Raw genomic sequence first — 16560 nt, 5'->3', positions numbered from 1 at the left:
GCCGCCCGCGCGTTTCGCCCGGCGGCCGTTTTTTCGCGCCAACCTGTACGTGAACGTACAGGTTGATCTATAATCGCGCCATCGTCCCGACCGAAGCCCCTGCCATCCCGATGCCGAACGACGCCTCCCCCTCGTTGCTGACCGTGAGCGACGCCGCGTCGCGGCTCGGCGTCACGCCGCGCACGCTGAAGTACTACGAAGAGCGCGGACTCGTCACGCCGTCGCGCAGCGGCGGCCGCTATCGCCTGTACGACGAAGCCGATCTCGAACGCTTCGCCCGCATCCTGCGGCTGCGCGCGCTCGGCTTTTCGCTGCACGGCATAACCGAGATGCTCAAGCGCCCGCTGGAAGAAACGGGCGATGGTCGGCGCCGCTATTCGGACGCATCGTTGCGCGAGATCCGCTCGGGGCTCGCCGAACAGATCGACACGCTCGACCAGCGGATCGCGGCCGTCCAGCGCGAGTTGAAGGAAGCGGTCGCGCTGCGCAAGGAACTGCAGCACGACATCGACTACGTCGAACGGCGCCTCGCCGGCGAAAACCCCGACGCGCTGATCGCGCAACGGCAGGCCGAGGCCGGCGCGCGGCGTACGCGCAAGGACCGGGAATGAACGTCGCGCCGGGTCGCTCGCCGCTATGGAGCCGCGCGAACCTGCGCGCGGACCTGTTCCCGTGGGCGCTCGCGCTCGTCACCGGCATCGACTATTTCGACAACGCGGCCTTCTCGTTCTTCGCGAGCTACATCGCGGGCGGCGTCAACGCATCGCCCGACGAACTCGTGTGGTCGTCGAGCGCGTATGCGGTCACGGCCGTGCTCGGCATCCTTCAGCAGCAATGGTGGGTCGACCGGCTCGGGCATCGCCGCTACGTCGCCAGCTGCATGCTGATGTTCTCGTTCGGCGCGATCGCGGCCGCGCTCGCCGACACGTCGCTCGAACTCGCGTTCGCGCGCGGCTTCCAGGGCTATTTCATCGGCCCGATGATGGGTGCCTGCCGGATCCTGATCCAGGTCAGCTTCAAGCCGCAGGAGCGGCCGCCCGCCACGCGCGCGTTCCTGATCATGATCCTGCTCGGCAGCGCGCTCGCGCCGATCGCCGGCGGGCTGCTCGTCGCGCATTCGACGTGGCGCGCGCTGTTCGCCTGCACCGCGCCCGCGGGCATCACGTTCGCGATCCTCGCGCTGCTCACGCTCCCCGATTCCGGCAGGACGCCCGACGACGAACGCGGCTCCGGGCATTTCTGGCCATACGTCGTGTTCGCGCTCGCGCAAGGCGCGCTGCAGATCGTGCTGCAGCAGGTGCACTACCAGCTCTACAGCGGCTCGCCGATGCTGATCCTGCTGACGATCGCCGGCCTCGGCGCGCTCGCGTGGTTCGCCCATCACCAGTGGAACCATCCGACGCCGCTCGTGCGGCTGCACGCGTTTCGCGAGCGCACGTTCCAGGTCGGGCTGCTGCTGTACATGTTCTATTACTACGAGTCGACGGGCTTCAGCTACCTGACGTCCCGCCTGCTCGAAGGCGGGCTCGGCTATCCGGTCGAGAACGCCGGGCGCCTGGTCGGCACGATGTCGCTGATCTCGGCCACCGCTCTGTTCGCCTACCTGCGCCATGCGAAGCGCGTCACGCACAAGAAGTGGTTCGTCGTGCCGGGGTTCGCGATCGCGGTCACGGCCGCGCTGTGGATGACGCGGATGACGCCCCAGGTCGGCGAGGCCGCGCTGATCGTCCCGCTGCTGCTGCGCGGGCTGTTGCTGCTGTTCATCGTGCTGCCCGTCGCGAACCTGACGTTCCGCATCTTCGCGATCGACGAATACACGCACGGCTATCGGCTGAAGAACATCGTGCGGCAATTGACGATCTCGTTCGCGACGTCGTCGGTGATCATCGTCGAGCAACACCGGCTGGCCCTGCACCAGACGCGGCTCGTCGAGCGCGCGAACGTGTTCGATCCGCTGTTCCAGCAGACCGTCGACGCCCTCACGCGCGGTTATGCGGCCGCCGGCCATGCGCTGAACGAGGCGCACGCCCTCGCGATCGCATCGATCGCGCGGATGGTCGCGCAACAGGCGTCGTTCCTCGCGTCGCTCGACGGTTTCTATTTCCTCGCGGGTGTCGCGCTGGTCGGCGGCCTGTTCGCGGCATGGCAAAAAGAGATCGATTGAGTTAAAAGACAGGCTTTGGATTTCCCCGCGCTGCTTCCATGCTCTCGAAACTGACCCGCTGGTTCGACGACCGCCGCCGCGACCGCGCGCTGCGCAGCCACCCGATTCCCGATGCACTGTGGCAGGACACCGTCGCACGCCTGCCGTTCCTCGATGCGCTGACGCCCGGCGACCTGGGCCGCCTGCGCGAGCTGACGAGCCTGTTCATCGCGAAGAAATCGTTTTCGACCGCGCACGGGCTCGAGCTGACCGACGAGATGATCGTCGCGATCGCCGCGCAGGCGTGCCTGCCCGTGCTGAATCTCGATCTGTCGTTGTACGACGGCTGGGTCGGCGTCGTCGTGTATCCGGGCGAATTCGTGATCCGCAAGACCGTGCAGGACGAGGACGGAGTCGTCCATGAAGTCGAGCAGGACGCGAGCGGCGAAGCGTGGGAAGGCGGGCCGGTGATCCTGTCGTGGGAAGACGCGCAGATGACGGACGGCCGCGACGCGTACAACGTCGTGATCCACGAGTTCGCGCACAAGATCGACATGGTCAACGGCGAGGCCGACGGCTATCCGCCCCTCTTTCGCCGCTGGCACGCGCCGCACCTCGACGCGCAGGCGTGGGCCGACGTGTTCGAGCACGCGTACGACCAGTTCTGCGCGCGCGTCGATGCGGTGCCGGATCGCGCGTGGGCGCGCTTCGAGCGCGACTCGCTGATCGATCCCTATGCGGCCGATCACCCGTCGGAGTTCTTCGCGGTGTGCAGCGAGGCGCTGTTCGTGCGACCGCGCGCGTTCGAGTCCGAATTTCCGGAGCTCTACCGGCTGCTCGCCCGCTATTACCGGCAGGATCCGGCCCACACGGGCGCCCTCGACGCGTGATGAAAATTATTCGTCAACCGTCTGATTTTCTGGCATAATCGCCGTTTTTCGACCTTAGGCAAGTGGCTCGCGCCGGGCTTGACGTCGGCTGAAATCGCGCAAATGTGTGCGGTCCGGCACGGCAAGCGGCGGGTTGGCTACCGCTCTCACCAAGGAACATCATGAAACCTGGCATTCACCCGGACTACCGCGAAGTCGTCTTCCAAGACATGTCGAACGGCTTCAAGTTCATCACGCGCTCGACGATCCAGACGCGTGAAACCATCGAACACGAAGGCAAGACCTACCCGCTCGCCAAGATCGAAGTGTCGTCGGAATCGCACTCGTTCTACACGGGTCAACAAAAGATCATGGACACGGCAGGCCGTGTCGAGAAGTTCAAGAACAAGTTCGGCGTTCGCGCCAACGGCAAGGCGAAGTAAGCTTCGCATCGTTCCGGTGGTTGCAATGCACCGGTACCGCACGAAAGGGCAGCCCAGGCTGCCCTTTTTTGTCGCCGCTCGCCGGGACAACGCCGCACGGCGGCCGGGGCCGGGCAATCGTCTGACGCGCAACGGCCGGCGCGTCTACAATGCCGGATGCTCGAATCCGCGCCGTCGGCGCATGACCGCACCGGCCGCCCGCCCATAACAAATCGCTCATCTGCATGAAGCCTGTCGTTCGCCTCACCGCCTCCGCCACGCGCGCGCTGCCGCGCTGGCTGCTGCTCACGCTCTGCCTCGTCTACGCGGCGTTCGGCCTGTTCGGCCGCGACCCGTGGAAGAACGAGGACGCGGCGGGCTTCGGCGTGATGTGGACGATGGCCACCGGCGGCTGGCACGACTGGCTGCTGCCGAATCTCGTCGGCAAGTTCATCACTACCGACGGGCCGCTCGCCTACTGGCTCGGCGCGCTGTCGATCCGCGCGCTGGCGCCGTGGGTCGACGCGAGCAACGCGTCGCGCGTCGACACGGGCGTGCTGTTCTGCGTCGCGTGCGCGTTCGTCTGGTACGCGGCCTATCTGCTCGGCCGGCGCGCCGAGGTCCAGCCGTTCAAGTACGCATTCGGCGGCGAGCCGGAGCCGCGCGACTACGGCCGCACGCTCGCCGACGGCGCGCTGCTGGTCCTCGTCGCATGCTTCGGGCTCGCGGAGCGCGGCCACGAAACGACGCCGCAACTCGCTCAGTTCGCGTGGATCGCGATGTTCGTGTACGGCATCGTGCGCGGCATCGACAAGCCGCTGCAGGGTGCTCTGTGGTGGGGCGCCGCGATCGGCCTCGTCGCGCTGTCCGGCAACCCGGTGCTGGTCGTCGCGCTGCTCGCCGGCACGGCCGCGCTGTGGCTCGTCACGCCGGAGATGCGCAACCTGCGCCTGCCGCTGATCGGCCTGCCGCTCGCGGCCGCGATCTTCGCGCTGTGGCCGCTCGCCGCCTTCCAGGCAGCGCCGGACGACGCCGCGTGGTTCTTCAACCAGTGGATCCACGGCAGCCTGATGCGCTTCTCGGGCCCGCCGACCGCGGTGCTCGCCTATGCGGCGAAGAACCTGCCGCTGTTCACGTGGCCCGCGTGGCCGCTCGCGATCTGGGCCTGGTGGAGCTGGGCCGGCATGCGCCGCCGCGCGCACATCGCGATTCCACTGTCGGTCGTGGTGCCGCTCGTCGCGCTCGTGATCCTGCAGAGCCAGCAGTCGAACCGCATGTACATGCTGTTGCTGCCGCCGCTCGCGGTGCTCGCCACCTTCGCGCTGCCGACCCTCAAGCGCGGCGCGATCAACGCGTTCGACTGGTTCGCGGTGCTGAGCTTCACGATCCTCGGCACCTTCGTGTGGCTCGTGTGGCTCGCGTCGCTCACCGGCTTCCCGCATCCGCTCGCGCGCAACCTCGCGCGCCTCGTGCCGGGCTACGAACCGCACTTCAAGATCCTGTCGTTCGTCTGCGCGGTGATCGTCACCGTGTGCTGGTGCCTGCTCGCGCGCTGGCGCGTCTCGCGCCAGCCGAAGGTGCTGTGGCGCAGCGTCGTGCTGTCGGGTGCGGGCACCACGCTGATGTGGGTGCTGCTGATGACGCTGTGGCTGCCGATCGTCAACTACGGCCGGACCTACAGCGACGTCGCGCAACAGATCGCGTCGCACCTGCCGAAAGACTATGAGTGCATCTCGCCCGTGCGGCTCGGCGATGCGCAGATCGCGACCTTCGCGTATTTCGGCGACATGCACTTCGAATTCTCGGGCGACTGCGACGTGATCCTGCGCCAGGACCGCGCCGACTTCGGCGAGCCGAGCGCGATGTCGCAATACGTGTGGCGTCTCGTATGGGAAGGCCGCCGCGTGGCCGACCGCGACGAGCGCTTCCGCCTGTACGAGCGCATCGAGCGGCCGGCGGCGCCCGTCAAGCGCCGTGGGCCGCGCCACCGGGCGGTCGATTGACGATGTTCGCCGACATCCGCCGGATCGTCGGCCTCGCGTGGCCGGTGCTCGTCGGCCAGCTCGCGATCATCGCGTTCGGCGTGATCGACACGGCGATGGTCGGACGCTACTCGGCCATCGACCTCGCCGCGCTCGGGCTCGGTTCGTCGATCTACGTGTCGGTCTACATCGGGTTGACGGGCATCCTGTCCGCGCTGCAGCCGATCACCGGGCAGCTGTACGGCGCGCGGCGCTACGCCGAGATCGGCGAGGAAGTCCGCCAGGCGCTGTGGCTCGCGCTGATGCTCGCGGTGCCCGGCTTCCTGCTGCTGCATTTTCCCGAACCGCTGCTGCACATCGCCCACGCGCCGCCCGCGTTGCACGACCGCACGGTCGATTACCTGCGAATCCTGTCGTACGGCCTGCCGGCGAGCCTCATGTTCCGGATCTACAACGCGCTGACCAACGCGGCCGGCAAGCCGCGCCTCGCGATGATCCTGCAGGTCGGCGCGCTGCTGCTCAAGTTTCCGCTCAACGTGTGGTTCATCTTCGGCGGGCTCGGCGTGCCGGCCCTCGGCGGCCCCGGTTGCGGGCTCGCCAGCACGCTGATCAACTGGGCGCTCGCGCTGATCGGCTTCACGCTGCTCGCGAAGCTCGACGTGTTCTCGCCGCTTTCGATCTTCTCGCGCTTTTGCTGGCCCGTCTGGGCGCGCCAGAAGGCGATCCTGAAGCTCGGTGTGCCGATGGGTCTGTCGTACCTGATCGAGGTCACGTCGTACACGTGCATGGCGCTCTTCATCGCGCAGTTCGGTACGACGACGCTCGCCGGCCACCAGATCGCCGGCAACATCGGCGCGGTGCTGTACATGACGCCACTGTCGATCGGGGTCGCGGCGTCGACGCTGGTGGCCCGCGCGCTCGGTGCCGGCCGCCCGGACGAGGCGCGGCTGCTCGGCCGGCACAGCGTGATGCTCGCGTGCGGGATCGCGGCCGCGTACGGCGTGCTCGTGTTCACGCTGCGTCCGCTGATCGTCAGCGGCTACACGCCGAATCCGGCCGTGGCCGCCGCCGCGCTGCCGCTGGTCGCGATCGTCACCTGCTACCACTTCTTCGACGCGCTGCAGATCACGTCCGCCTTCGTGCTGCGCGCGTACAAGGTCGCGGTCGTGCCGACCGTGATCTATGCGGTCGCGCTGTGGGGCGTCGGACTTGGCGGCGGCTACGTGCTCGGCTTCGACGTCGGCGGCCTCGCCCCCGCCTGGCTGACCGGCGCGCGCGGCTTCTGGTTCGCGAACACGATCAGCCTGATGCTGGCGGGCGCGGGCCTCGCGCTCTACCTGCGCCACGTCAGCCGCGCGCAACCGGCCGTCGGCGCATACGGCGCATGACGCACGGCGTGCGGCCTACGCGTCCTCCAGCACGTCGGCCGCGTGGTACGAGGACCGCACGAGCGGTCCGGCAACGACTTCCCTGAAACCGAGCGCCAGCCCCTCGTCGCGCCACGCGGCGAACGCCTCGGGGCTCACGTAGCGTCGCACCGGCAGATGGTGCGCGGACGGCGCGAGATACTGGCCGAGCGTCAGCACGTCGACCTCGTGCGCGCGCAGGTCGCGCAGCGTGTCCCGCACCTCGTCGTCGCACTCGCCGAGTCCGAGCATCAAGCCCGATTTCGTCACGAGCGTCGGCCGCGCGGCCTTCGCGTGCGCGAGCAGTTCGAGCGAGCCGCGATAGTCGGCGCCCGGCCGCGCCGCCCGATACAGCGACGGCACCGTCTCGATGTTGTGATTGAACACGTCCGGCCACGCCGACGACAACGCATCGAGCGCACGCGCGACGCGGCCGCGGAAATCGGGCGTCAGCACCTCGACGCCGATGCCCGGCACGCTCGCGCGCACCGCCGCGATGCAGGCAGCGAAATGCGCGGCGCCGCCGTCGCGCAGGTCGTCGCGATCGACCGACGTGATCACGACGTAGCGCAGCCCGAGCGCCGCGACCGCGGCCGCGAGCCGCGCGGGCTCGTCGGCATCGAGCGGCTCGGGACGGCCGTGCGCGACGTCACAGAACGGGCAGCGCCGCGTGCACAGCCCGCCCATGATCATGAAGGTCGCGGTGCGCTGCGCGAAGCATTCGCCGATGTTCGGGCACATCGCCTCCTCGCAGACGGAATGCAGCCGATGCTCGCGCAGCACGGCCGCCATGTCGGCGACCGCCCCGCTCATCATCGGCCGCGCCCGCAGCCACGGCGGCTTCGGCAGCGCCGCGCCGCCCGCGGGCTCGACGCGCACCGGAATGCGCGCGAGCTTGTCGCGGCTGCGCGCGCCCGGCTGGCCGAGCGCGGTGAGGCTGGGTCGTTCGAGCGCGGCGGTCATCGTCAGTCTCCGAGGAACGCGACGATCAGGCGGTTCACGTCGGCAGCCGCCTCCATCTGCACCATGTGGCCGCTGCCGGCGATCACCTCGGCACGCACGCCGTCCGGCAAGCCCTGCGCGTGCCGCGCCGGAATCACCTGGTCGCGCTCGCCCCAGATCACGAGCGTGCGCGGCGCGAGCGACCCGACGCGGTCGCGGAACACGCGCCGCTGGGCCGCACCGTCGAACGCGGCGCTCGCGATCTTCTCCAGCGCGGCCTGCACGCCTTCGAGCCGCTTGTACTTGACGAGATCCTCGACCAGTTGCCGCGTGACGAGCGCGTGGTCCGCGAACAGCGCGCCGAGGTGCGGCTTCAGCGTGTTGCGGCTGTTGCCGGCGACGAAGCCGTCGATGTAATCGCGGTTGATGTCGGCGCCGAGCCCAGCACTCGCGATCAGCGTCAGCGATGCGACGCGCTCCGGCGCGCTGTCGGCCAACGTCATCGCCACCGCGCCGCCCATCGAATGGCCGATCAGGTGCGCGCGCTCGATGTGCTGCGCATCGAGCAGCGCGAGCACCGCATCGGCCAGTTCGTCGAGGCTGCCGGTGTCGACTGCCTTGCCCGACTCGCCATGCCCCGGCAGATCGAGCGCCCAGACGGGCCGGTGCGCGGCGAGCTCCGCGTGGTTGAACAGCCAGTTGTTGAGGTCGCCGCCGAAGCCGTGGATCAGCACGGCGGGCGTGCCCGAGCCGTCGCCGAGCTTCAGGAACCGGACCGTGCGTCCGCCGATCTGCGCCTTCTCGGGCTGCGGGCCGGCCGCATCGTCGGCGGCCGCGGCCGGCACGAAATCGCGCTGGAATTCGGCGATCGCCGCGTCGATGTCGGCATCGCTCGCCTCGGCCGCGGCCACCACGCCGAGCAGCGCGCCGACGGGCAGCGTCTCGCCCTCCTGCGCGACCTGCCGGCGCAGCGTGCCGTCGAACGCGCACTCGACGCCCGACGAGATCTTGTCGGTCTCGACGTCGAGCACTTCGTCGCCCTTCGTCACGCGCTCGCCGATCGCCTTCAGCCAGCCGTTGACCTGCCCCTGCTCCATCGACAGCCCCCACTTGGGCATCGTGATCATGTGAATCGACATCGTGTCAGCTCCTGGTCTTGAGTACCGCCTGCGCGATCGCGTCGGCGGACGGGATGTAAAGGTCTTCCAGCACGCCGGCGAACGGCGCGGGCGTATGCGGCGCGGTGACGAGCTCGATCGGCGCCTTGAGCGTTCGGAAAGCGCGCTGTGCGACGAGCGCGGCGATGTCGGTCGCGATCGAGCAGCGCGGGTTCGCTTCATCGACCACCACCACGCGCCCGGTGCGCGCCGCGCTTTCGAGGATCGTTTCCTCGTCGAGCGGCGACGTCGTACGCAGGTCGATCACGTCGACGTGAATGCCGTCCTTCGCGAGCTTCGCGGCCGCGTCGGTCGCGAGATGCACCATCCGGCCGTACGTGACGATCGTCGCGTCGTCGCCTTCGCGCACGACGTTCGCCTCGCCGAACGGAATCGCATAGGATTCCTCAGGTACATCGCCTTCGCGCGTGTAGAGCAGCTTGTGTTCGAGGAAGATCACGGGATCGTTGTCGCGGATCGACTGGATCAGCAGCCCCTTCGCGTCGTAAGGCGTCGACGGGCACACGACCTTCAGCCCCGGAATGTGCGTAAACAGCGACGTGAGCATCTGCGAATGCTGCGCGGCCGCGCGCAGGCCCGCGCCGTACATCGCGCGGATCACGACCGGCGTCACGGCCTTGCCGCCGAACATATAGCGGAATTTCGCGGCCTGGTTGAAGATCTGGTCGAAGCACACGCCCATGAAATCGATGAACATCAGCTCCGCGACGGGCCGCATCCCGCATGCGGCCGCGCCGACCGCCGCGCCGATGTAGCCGCCTTCCGACAGCGGCGTATCGAGCACGCGGCCCGGAAACTTGTGAAACAGCCCCTTCGTCACGCCGAGCACGCCGCCCCATGCGTCGTCCTCGCCCGGCGCACCCGCGCCGCCCGCGTTGTCCTCGCCCATCACGATCACGCTGTCGTCGCGCGCCATTTCCTGCGCGAGCGCCTCGTTGATCGCCTGCGAATAAGTGATCTTCCTTGCCATGTCTGTCTCCTGGGATATTCGGTTCGCCGTGCCGGCTGCGCCGGCCGCCGGCAGCTGTGTCAGAGCGCGCTCACGGGTACGACACGTACACGTCGGTCAGCAGGTCGGCCGCGTCGGGCAGCGGCGCGGCCTTCGCCTGCGCGACCGCATCGTCGATCAGCGCCTTCACGTGCGCATCGACCGCGCGCAGATCGTCGGTCGTCAGCACCTCGGCACGCACGACGCGCGCTTCGAAATGCTTCAGGCAGTCCTTCTCGTCGCGCAGCTTCTGCACTTCGCCCGGCGCGCGGTAGGTCTGCGCATCGCCTTCGAAATGGCCGAAGTAGCGCGTGAACTTCACCTCGACGAGCGTCGGGCCGCCGCCGTTGCGCGCGCGCGCGACGGCCTCGCCGAGCGCCTCGTGCACCGCGAAGAAGTCGAAGCCGTCGACGATCACGCCCGGCATCCCGAAGCCGTTCGCGCGGTCGGCGATGTTGTCCGTCGCGACCGACCAGCTCGACGACGTCGCTTCCGCATAGCCGTTGTTCTCCGCCACGAAGATCGCCGGCAGGCGCCACACCGACGCGAGGTTCATCGATTCGAAGATCACGCCCTGGTTCGACGCGCCGTCGCCGAAGAAGCACACGCCGACGCCGCCGGTCTTCTTGTGCTTGGCCGCGAGCGCCGCGCCGCACACGAGCGGGCCGCCCGCGCCGACGATCCCGTTCGCGCCGAGCATCCCCATCGCCAGGTCGGCGATGTGCATCGAGCCGCCCTTGCCGTGGCAGACGCCCGTTTTCTTGCCGTAGATCTCGGCCATCATCCCGTGCACGTCGACGCCTTTCGCGATGCAGTGGCCGTGCCCGCGGTGCGTGGTGGCGACGTAGTCCGCAAGTCCGAGATGCAGCATCGTGCCGACCGCGGAAGCCTCCTCGCCCGCGTACAGGTGAACGAAGCCGGGGATTTCGCCGGTCGCGAACTCGACGTGCAGGCGCTCCTCGAATTCGCGGATCGTGCGCATCAGCCGGTAGGCGTCCAGCAGCGTGTCCCTGCTGAGCTGTGTCGAAACGGTCATGTGTGTCTCCTGGATAGGTCTGACTGCGAATGCCGCCGCGACAATGCTGCGGCGACGGATTGCATGGCGGCCCTGCGGCCGTCAGTGAAACGTGACGCGCCCGTCGACGCGCGCGGCCCGCATGCGCGCGATGGCGACCGGTTCGTCGAAACGGGCTGTCATGGCGAAGTCTCCTTGTAGAAGGTTCGGAATCCGATCGAGATGTCGTCGCGAAGCCGCGATCAGAAGCGCCACGCGCCGGCATCGCGCAACAGCTGCCGCGACGACGCGTAACGCAGCGTGCGGCCGACATCGACCGTCAACGGCCCGCGCCAGTCGAGCGCGATCTCGTAGCGCTCGCCGCGCGCGACCTCGATCTCGCGCTCGCCGTCGAACGCGAGCGTGCCGTGCTCGAACGGGATCGTCTGCCACGCATTCGGCTCGAGCCGCTCGCAGCTGCGCATCACGACACGATCGACGCGGCCGGGCGCGATCGGCGCGACGAGCGGCGTGCCGGCGGTCTTGCCGTCGGCGGCGAAGCGCATCGCGAGCCCGTGCGGCGCGCTGCGCTCGAGCGGGGCCCACGCGCCGCCGAGCGCGGACAGGCCGATGCCGTCCGGCTCCGCAAACGTCAGGTAGAGCGTGTCGATGTCGTCGGGCCCCGAGATCGCGCGCGCACCGATGAAGCGCTGGCGGGCCGCGCATACGTCGACGAGCGCGATCTCCTCGCGCCCCGCGTTCGCGCCCGCCGCGCAGCGCACGACGAGCCGCTTGTTGCGCATGAACGCGACCTCCGCCGGCACGGCGCCGGTCGCGGCAAGTCCTGCCGCGACGCCCGCGACGGTCGCTTCGCGATGTTCGGGAAACGCATTGTTGGTGCCGGTGGACAGCGCGACGAGCGGCGTCGCGCCGCAATGCGCGGCGACCGCGCGATGCGTGCCGTCGCCGCCGAGCACGACGATCAGCGCGACTTCCAACCGTCGCATGTAGGCGGCACCGGCCTGCGTGTCGGCGACGGTGTCCGAGATCGGCAGGTCGACGAATTCGACGTCGGGCCAGCGCTCGTGCGGCGCGACCGCGCGATGCGTATCGAGCGCACGCATCAGCAGCGTCGCGATGCCCGTCTTGTCGCGCAAGGTCAGCACGCGCTCGACGCCCATCGCACCGAGGCCGGCGAGCAGGCGCACGACCATGTTGGCCTTTTCCGCCGTCGGGAATACGGATGCATGCGTCGTCAGGCGGCGAATGTCGCGCCCCGATGCGGGGTTCGCGATCACGCCGACGGTCACGGGCGTCGTCACGGGCTTGTCTCCATCCAGTGGGCCGGCGCTCGCGCGCCGGCCTTGCATGTGTCGTCCGCCGTCATCGAGGGCAGCGGATCGTCGTCGCCGACGCGATTGCGCCGGCTTGCCCGTGACATCTGCAAGCGGCGTGCCACCGTGTGTGCAATGACCGCGAAACCCGCGTGTGGACTGGCTCGGCCGGTACGCCAGGCATCGGCATCTGCTGCCGCGAGCGCCCGACGCCCTGCGAAACCGCCCGTGTGTCTCACGCGGTCGATCTCCTGGCGCGCCGGTTTCGGCGCCTTCATCCGGACCGCAATTTCGCCGGCAAGCCACGCGGCTCGCGGCGCGGCGCGCACCGCCGTGCGCCGGCCCACCGTTGCGCGCGGCCTGCCCGCGCGTCTCAGCCGCGCGAGACCGGCTGAGATACCGCTGAGACGACCGTCTCACGCCGCGCGCGTGCTGCGATGCAATGTGATCCGCGCAAGCGGATGTGCTACAAGAACATCGAATTCCCCGCCGTACGGAACCGGAGCCGATCATGCCCTACGCAGTCCCCCAGGCCCAGCACGCCGACCGTGTGCTCGGCGCGCTCGCCGGACGCCTGCCCGCGCCGGCCGACTCCGCGCGTCTCGTGTCGTCGTGGCAGCGCTCGCTCGAGCGCTACGCGCTCGACCCGGCGTCGTCGATCGGCCCGCGCGTGCTGACCGCGGCCGAGCTGCGCGAGGTGCGCGACAAGGAGGAGGCCTTCCTGCGCGCATCGGGCCAGTGCCTGACACGCCTGCACGACATGATTCGCGTCGCCGACTACTGCGTGATGCTGACCGACGCGCACGGCGTGACGATCGATTACCGGATCGACCGCGAACGCCGCAACGACTTCCGTCATGCGGGGCTGCACATCGGCTCGTGCTGGTCGGAAAGCGAGGAAGGCACCTGCGGCGTCGCGAGCGTGCTGACCGATCTCGCGCCGATCACCGTGCACAAGACCGACCACTTCCGCGCGGCGTTCACCACGCTCACCTGCAGCGCGGCCCCGATCTTCGCGCCGGGCGGCGAACTGATCGGCGTGCTCGATGCGTCGGCCGTCCAGTCGCCGGACGGCCGCGACAGCCAGCGTCTCGTGTACCAGCTCGTGCGGCAGAGCGCGGCGCTGATCGAGGATGGCTACTTCGTGCACAGCACCGCGCAGCACTGGATATTGTTCGGGCATCCGAATCGTCACTACGTCGAGGCGCAACCCGAATGGCTGATCGCGTTCGACGAATGCGGCAATATCGTCGCCGCGAACCGGACGGCGCGCGACGCGCTGCCGGCGCTGCGCGAACCGCGCCATATCGACGAGATCTTCGATGCGACCGAGATGCCGCTGCGCGACGCCGCGCGGCTCGATGCGATCGTCGCGCTGCGGCTGCGCGCGACGGGCGCCCCGCTCTACGCACGGCTGCGCGCGCCGCTACGGCGCGCCGGCCGCGAAACCGGCACGGCACGAGCCGCCCCGGCATCGCGCCGCCCCGGCACCGCGCAGCGCCACGTCGGCGCGCTGACGCCGTTCCTGCACAGCAGCGACGCGCGGGTCGCGCAGCAGGCCGAACTCGCGCTGCGTGTCGCGAGCAAGCGGCTGCCGATTCTCGTGCTTGGCGAAACCGGCGCGGGCAAGGAAGTGTTCGCCCGCGCGATCCACGACGCCGGTGCGCGACGCACACGGCCGTTCGTCGCGGTCAACTGCGGCGCGCTGCCCGAGGCGCTGATCGAAAGCGAGCTGTTCGGCTATGCGGCCGGTGCGTTCACCGGTGCGCGCAAGCACGGCGCGCGCGGCAAGATCGCGCTCGCCGACGGCGGCACGCTGTTCCTCGACGAAATCGGCGACATGCCGCTCACGCTGCAGACGCGCCTGCTGCGCGTGCTCGCCGACGGCGAGGTCGTCCCGCTCGGCAGCGATACGCCGGTGCGCGTCGATCTCGACGTGATCTGCGCGACGCACCGCGATCTCGCGCGGATGGTGGCCGACGGCACGTTCCGCGAGGATCTGTATTACCGGCTGAGCGGCGCGACGTTCGAACTGCCGCCGCTGCGCGAGCGCGCGGACGTGCGCGACGTGATCGCCGCGGTGTTCGCCGAGGAAGCGCAGGCGACCGGCCATGTGCTCACGCTCGACGCGACGCTCGCCGAGCAGCTCGCCGCGTATCCGTGGCCCGGCAACGTGCGGCAGCTGCGCAACGTGCTGCGCTATGCGTGCGCGGTGTGCGACGCCGCACGCGTGACGCGGCGCGACCTGCCCGCCGATCTCGCCGCGCAGCTCGGCGCGGGCCCGGCCGGCGCGCTGCCGGACGACGAACGCGGCCGCATCGTCGCGGCGCTCACCGCGCATCGCTGGCGGCCGGACGCTGCCGCGCAGGCGCTCGGCATCTCGCGCGCGACGTTGTACCGGCGGATCGCGAAACACCGGATCGTCGCGCCGCACCGCCTCTGAAGCATCTGATGCATCCGGTTCATCCGACGCACCGGCACGCGTCGCGTCACGCGGCGCGCGCGCCCGCTTCGGTCGTGCCGGCGTCCCGACCGGCCGCTTCATCGCGCCGCGTGAACACCTCGTGCGCGGCGAACAACGCGTTGAGGGCGGCCGGAAAACCCGCGTAGACGGCCATCTGCATGAACACCTCGACGATCTCGTCGCGCGTGCAGCCGACGTTCAGCGCCGCCTCGACATGCACCTTCAGTTGCGGCTGCGCGTTGCCGAGCGCGGCCAGCGCGGCGATCGTCGCGATCTCGCGCGCTTTCAGGTCGAGCTGCGGCCGGCTGTAGATGTCGCCGAAACCGAATTCGACGATCAGCCGCCCGAAGTCCGGCGCGATCGGCGCAAGCGACGCGATCACGCGTTCGCCCACTTCGCCGTCGATTTCCTTCAGCTTGTTCCAGCCGCGCGCATAGCGATCTTCAACGAGTCGTTCCATGGTGTCCGTCCTGTTCCGAGAATGAGTGAGTAGGGTTCGCCCGTCGTTCCGTCTCGCGTTCCTGCGTCTCGTAGTACGTGATCTTGTCGCCGATCGCGTCGAGGCTTGCCTGCAACTCCGCGATATGCGCGCGCACCGCGTCGCGATGCGCGACCAGCAAGTCCCGCCGCGCACCGAACGTCGACTCGCCTTGCGCACGCAGCGCCGCGAACTGCTGCATCTGCGCGATCGGCATGCCGGTCGCCTTCAGGCGCATCACGAAGCCCAGCCAGTCAAGATCGGCCGGCGCGTAGAGCCGGTGCCCGGCCGCCGTGCGCGAAATCGCGCGCAGCAGGCCGGCCTGCTCGTAATACCGCAGCGTATGCGTCGACACGCCGGTCAGTTCGGCGACTTGCCCGATCGTGAGCGGACCGGCGGTGGAGGATCTGGATACGGTTTTCGACATGGCAGGAACAAGGTTAGGAGTTAGAGTTCACTCTAAGTCAAGCGTTGTCGCACGGCCAAGTACAACAATTTGGAATCACCGCCGCGGACACCGTAAAGAATGGTCAAAACGGCCACCCGACGCGGCTTTCCGTCTTTACAGCGACGCAAGCCTTCAGCAAGATTCGGTCAGCCTGTCTCAAAAAGGGCACGCATTTGTCCTATGCTTAACGGCGACGCCCGGCCAGGCCTCGCCCCGCCGTCCGTTGCAACAGCCATTCATCCGTCAGAACCAGGGAGCCTTTGCCATGCTGAAAAAGCTGCTGATGCTGTTCGTCGCGCTATCGCTGTCGCTTGCCGCCGGCCTCGCCGCGGCCGTCGAAGTCAACACGGCCGACCAGGCCGCGCTCGAATCGGTGAAGGGCCTCGGCCCCGTGAAGTCGAAGGCGATCATCGACGAACGCACCAAGAACGGCCCGTTCAAGGACGCGGACGATCTCGCGAACCGCGTGAAGGGTCTCGGCACGAAGTCGGTCGGGCATCTGGAGGAAAACGGCCTGACGATCGGCGGCTCGTCGACGCCGCCGAAGGGCGTGAAGCTGTCGAAGCCGGCCGCGACGACCTCGTCGACCACGTCGGCCACGACGCCGGCAGGCACCGCTCCGACGTCGACGACCGCGACGGCCGGCACGACGGCTGCGGCACCTGCACCGGCCGCGAGCGCTCCGGAAGCGGCGACCAAGCCGGCCAAGGGCAAGCGCGCCTCGAAGAAGGAGAAGGCGGCCGCAGCCGCGGCGGCCTCCGCCGACGCGGGCGCGAGCGCGCCGGCCGCAGCGTCGTCCACGAAGGCGACGAAGGGTTCGAAGAAGAAGAGCAAGAAGGACAAGGCAGCCTCCGCCGCCGCGGCGTCGGGCGCCTGATGTGCGCCGCGTGCGCGATGGCGTGCGCGCGGCAT

General features: G+C 69.1%; 16 protein-coding genes. 8 read left to right on the top strand and 8 right to left on the bottom strand.

The window, feature by feature from the left end; all coding sequences use genetic code 11:
* Positions 1 to 110 precede the first annotated feature (110 nt).
* The 6 genes from DIE12_RS05770 (at position 111) to DIE12_RS05740 (ending at position 6804) form a co-directional block, all read left to right on the top strand.
* Positions 111 to 611, top strand: a complete 501-nt coding sequence (locus DIE12_RS05770) for a MerR family transcriptional regulator (protein WP_124486295.1) — start codon at positions 111 to 113, stop codon at positions 609 to 611.
* On the top strand, positions 608 to 2164 hold the full coding sequence (locus DIE12_RS05765; protein WP_124520216.1) for an MFS transporter: 1557 nt from the start codon (positions 608 to 610) through the stop codon (positions 2162 to 2164). The genes DIE12_RS05770 and DIE12_RS05765 overlap by 4 nt, the downstream gene beginning before the upstream one ends.
* Positions 2165 to 2202: 38 nt before the next feature.
* Entirely contained in the window at positions 2203 to 3033 is an 831-nt protein-coding gene (locus DIE12_RS05760; protein WP_124486293.1) for a zinc-dependent peptidase, read from the top strand.
* A 161-nt stretch (positions 3034 to 3194) separates the two neighbouring features.
* Positions 3195 to 3455: a type B 50S ribosomal protein L31 gene (locus DIE12_RS05755; protein ID WP_044847266.1), complete on the top strand. Its 261-nt coding sequence runs from the start codon at positions 3195 to 3197 to the stop codon at positions 3453 to 3455.
* A gap of 224 nt (positions 3456 to 3679) precedes the next feature.
* Positions 3680 to 5437, top strand: a complete 1758-nt coding sequence (locus DIE12_RS05745) for a glycosyltransferase family 39 protein (RefSeq protein WP_124486291.1) — start codon at positions 3680 to 3682, stop codon at positions 5435 to 5437.
* Positions 5438 to 5439: 2 nt separating this feature from the next.
* A complete protein-coding gene (locus tag DIE12_RS05740) occupies positions 5440 to 6804 on the top strand; it encodes an MATE family efflux transporter (protein WP_124520215.1) in 1365 nt (454 codons plus the stop codon).
* Positions 6805 to 6819: 15 nt separating this feature from the next.
* Here the strand turns inward: DIE12_RS05740 and lipA are convergent, their stop codons facing one another.
* The 6 genes from lipA to DIE12_RS05715 all read right to left on the bottom strand — a co-directional run bounded on the left by lipA (position 6820) and on the right by DIE12_RS05715 (position 12246).
* Positions 6820 to 7785, bottom strand: coding sequence for a lipoyl synthase (lipA, locus tag DIE12_RS05735; RefSeq protein ID WP_124486289.1), 966 nt, complete (start codon positions 7783 to 7785; stop codon positions 6820 to 6822).
* 2 nt (positions 7786 to 7787) lie between these two features.
* Positions 7788 to 8903: an acetoin dehydrogenase dihydrolipoyllysine-residue acetyltransferase subunit gene (locus DIE12_RS05730; RefSeq protein WP_124486288.1), complete on the bottom strand. Its 1116-nt coding sequence runs from the start codon at positions 8901 to 8903 to the stop codon at positions 7788 to 7790.
* Between the two features lie 4 nt (positions 8904 to 8907).
* A complete protein-coding gene (locus DIE12_RS05725; protein ID WP_044847261.1) occupies positions 8908 to 9912 on the bottom strand; it encodes an alpha-ketoacid dehydrogenase subunit beta in 1005 nt (334 codons plus the stop codon).
* Between the two features lie 70 nt (positions 9913 to 9982).
* On the bottom strand, positions 9983 to 10966 hold the full coding sequence (locus DIE12_RS05720; protein ID WP_124520214.1) for a thiamine pyrophosphate-dependent dehydrogenase E1 component subunit alpha: 984 nt from the start codon (positions 10964 to 10966) through the stop codon (positions 9983 to 9985).
* An 81-nt stretch (positions 10967 to 11047) separates the two neighbouring features.
* The gene (locus DIE12_RS37985) at positions 11048 to 11200 is read right to left on the bottom strand and encodes a hypothetical protein (protein ID WP_185500396.1); all 153 of its coding nucleotides are present in this window, start codon (positions 11198 to 11200) and stop codon (positions 11048 to 11050) included.
* Positions 11188 to 12246, bottom strand: a complete 1059-nt coding sequence (locus DIE12_RS05715) for an ATP-NAD kinase family protein (RefSeq protein ID WP_124486287.1) — start codon at positions 12244 to 12246, stop codon at positions 11188 to 11190. The genes DIE12_RS37985 and DIE12_RS05715 overlap by 13 nt, the downstream gene beginning before the upstream one ends.
* 523 nt (positions 12247 to 12769) lie before the next feature.
* Between DIE12_RS05715 and DIE12_RS05710 the strand changes: the two genes are divergently transcribed.
* On the top strand, positions 12770 to 14701 hold the full coding sequence (locus DIE12_RS05710; RefSeq protein WP_124520212.1) for a sigma-54-dependent Fis family transcriptional regulator: 1932 nt from the start codon (positions 12770 to 12772) through the stop codon (positions 14699 to 14701).
* Between the two features lie 46 nt (positions 14702 to 14747).
* Here DIE12_RS05710 and DIE12_RS05705 read toward each other — a convergent pair whose 3' ends face one another.
* Positions 14748 to 15182 carry a carboxymuconolactone decarboxylase family protein gene (locus DIE12_RS05705; RefSeq protein ID WP_124486285.1) on the bottom strand — a complete coding sequence of 145 codons (435 nt, stop codon included), beginning with the start codon at positions 15180 to 15182 and terminating at the stop codon, positions 14748 to 14750.
* Positions 15166 to 15627 (bottom strand): MerR family transcriptional regulator, encoded by a 462-nt coding sequence (locus DIE12_RS05700; RefSeq protein ID WP_124520211.1) that lies wholly within the window; start codon positions 15625 to 15627, stop codon positions 15166 to 15168. The genes DIE12_RS05705 and DIE12_RS05700 overlap by 17 nt, the downstream gene beginning before the upstream one ends.
* 286 nt (positions 15628 to 15913) lie before the next feature.
* On the opposite strand from DIE12_RS05700, the gene DIE12_RS05695 reads away from it, so the two are divergent.
* Positions 15914 to 16525 carry a helix-hairpin-helix domain-containing protein gene (locus DIE12_RS05695; RefSeq protein ID WP_124486283.1) on the top strand — a complete coding sequence of 204 codons (612 nt, stop codon included), beginning with the start codon at positions 15914 to 15916 and terminating at the stop codon, positions 16523 to 16525.
* Positions 16526 to 16560 lie beyond the last annotated feature (35 nt).

The sequence above is a fragment of the Burkholderia sp. Bp9015 genome, assembly GCF_003853505.1.
Classification (GTDB): Bacteria; Pseudomonadota; Gammaproteobacteria; order Burkholderiales; family Burkholderiaceae; genus Burkholderia.
This window is presented reverse-complemented; position numbering and strand designations above follow the sequence as displayed.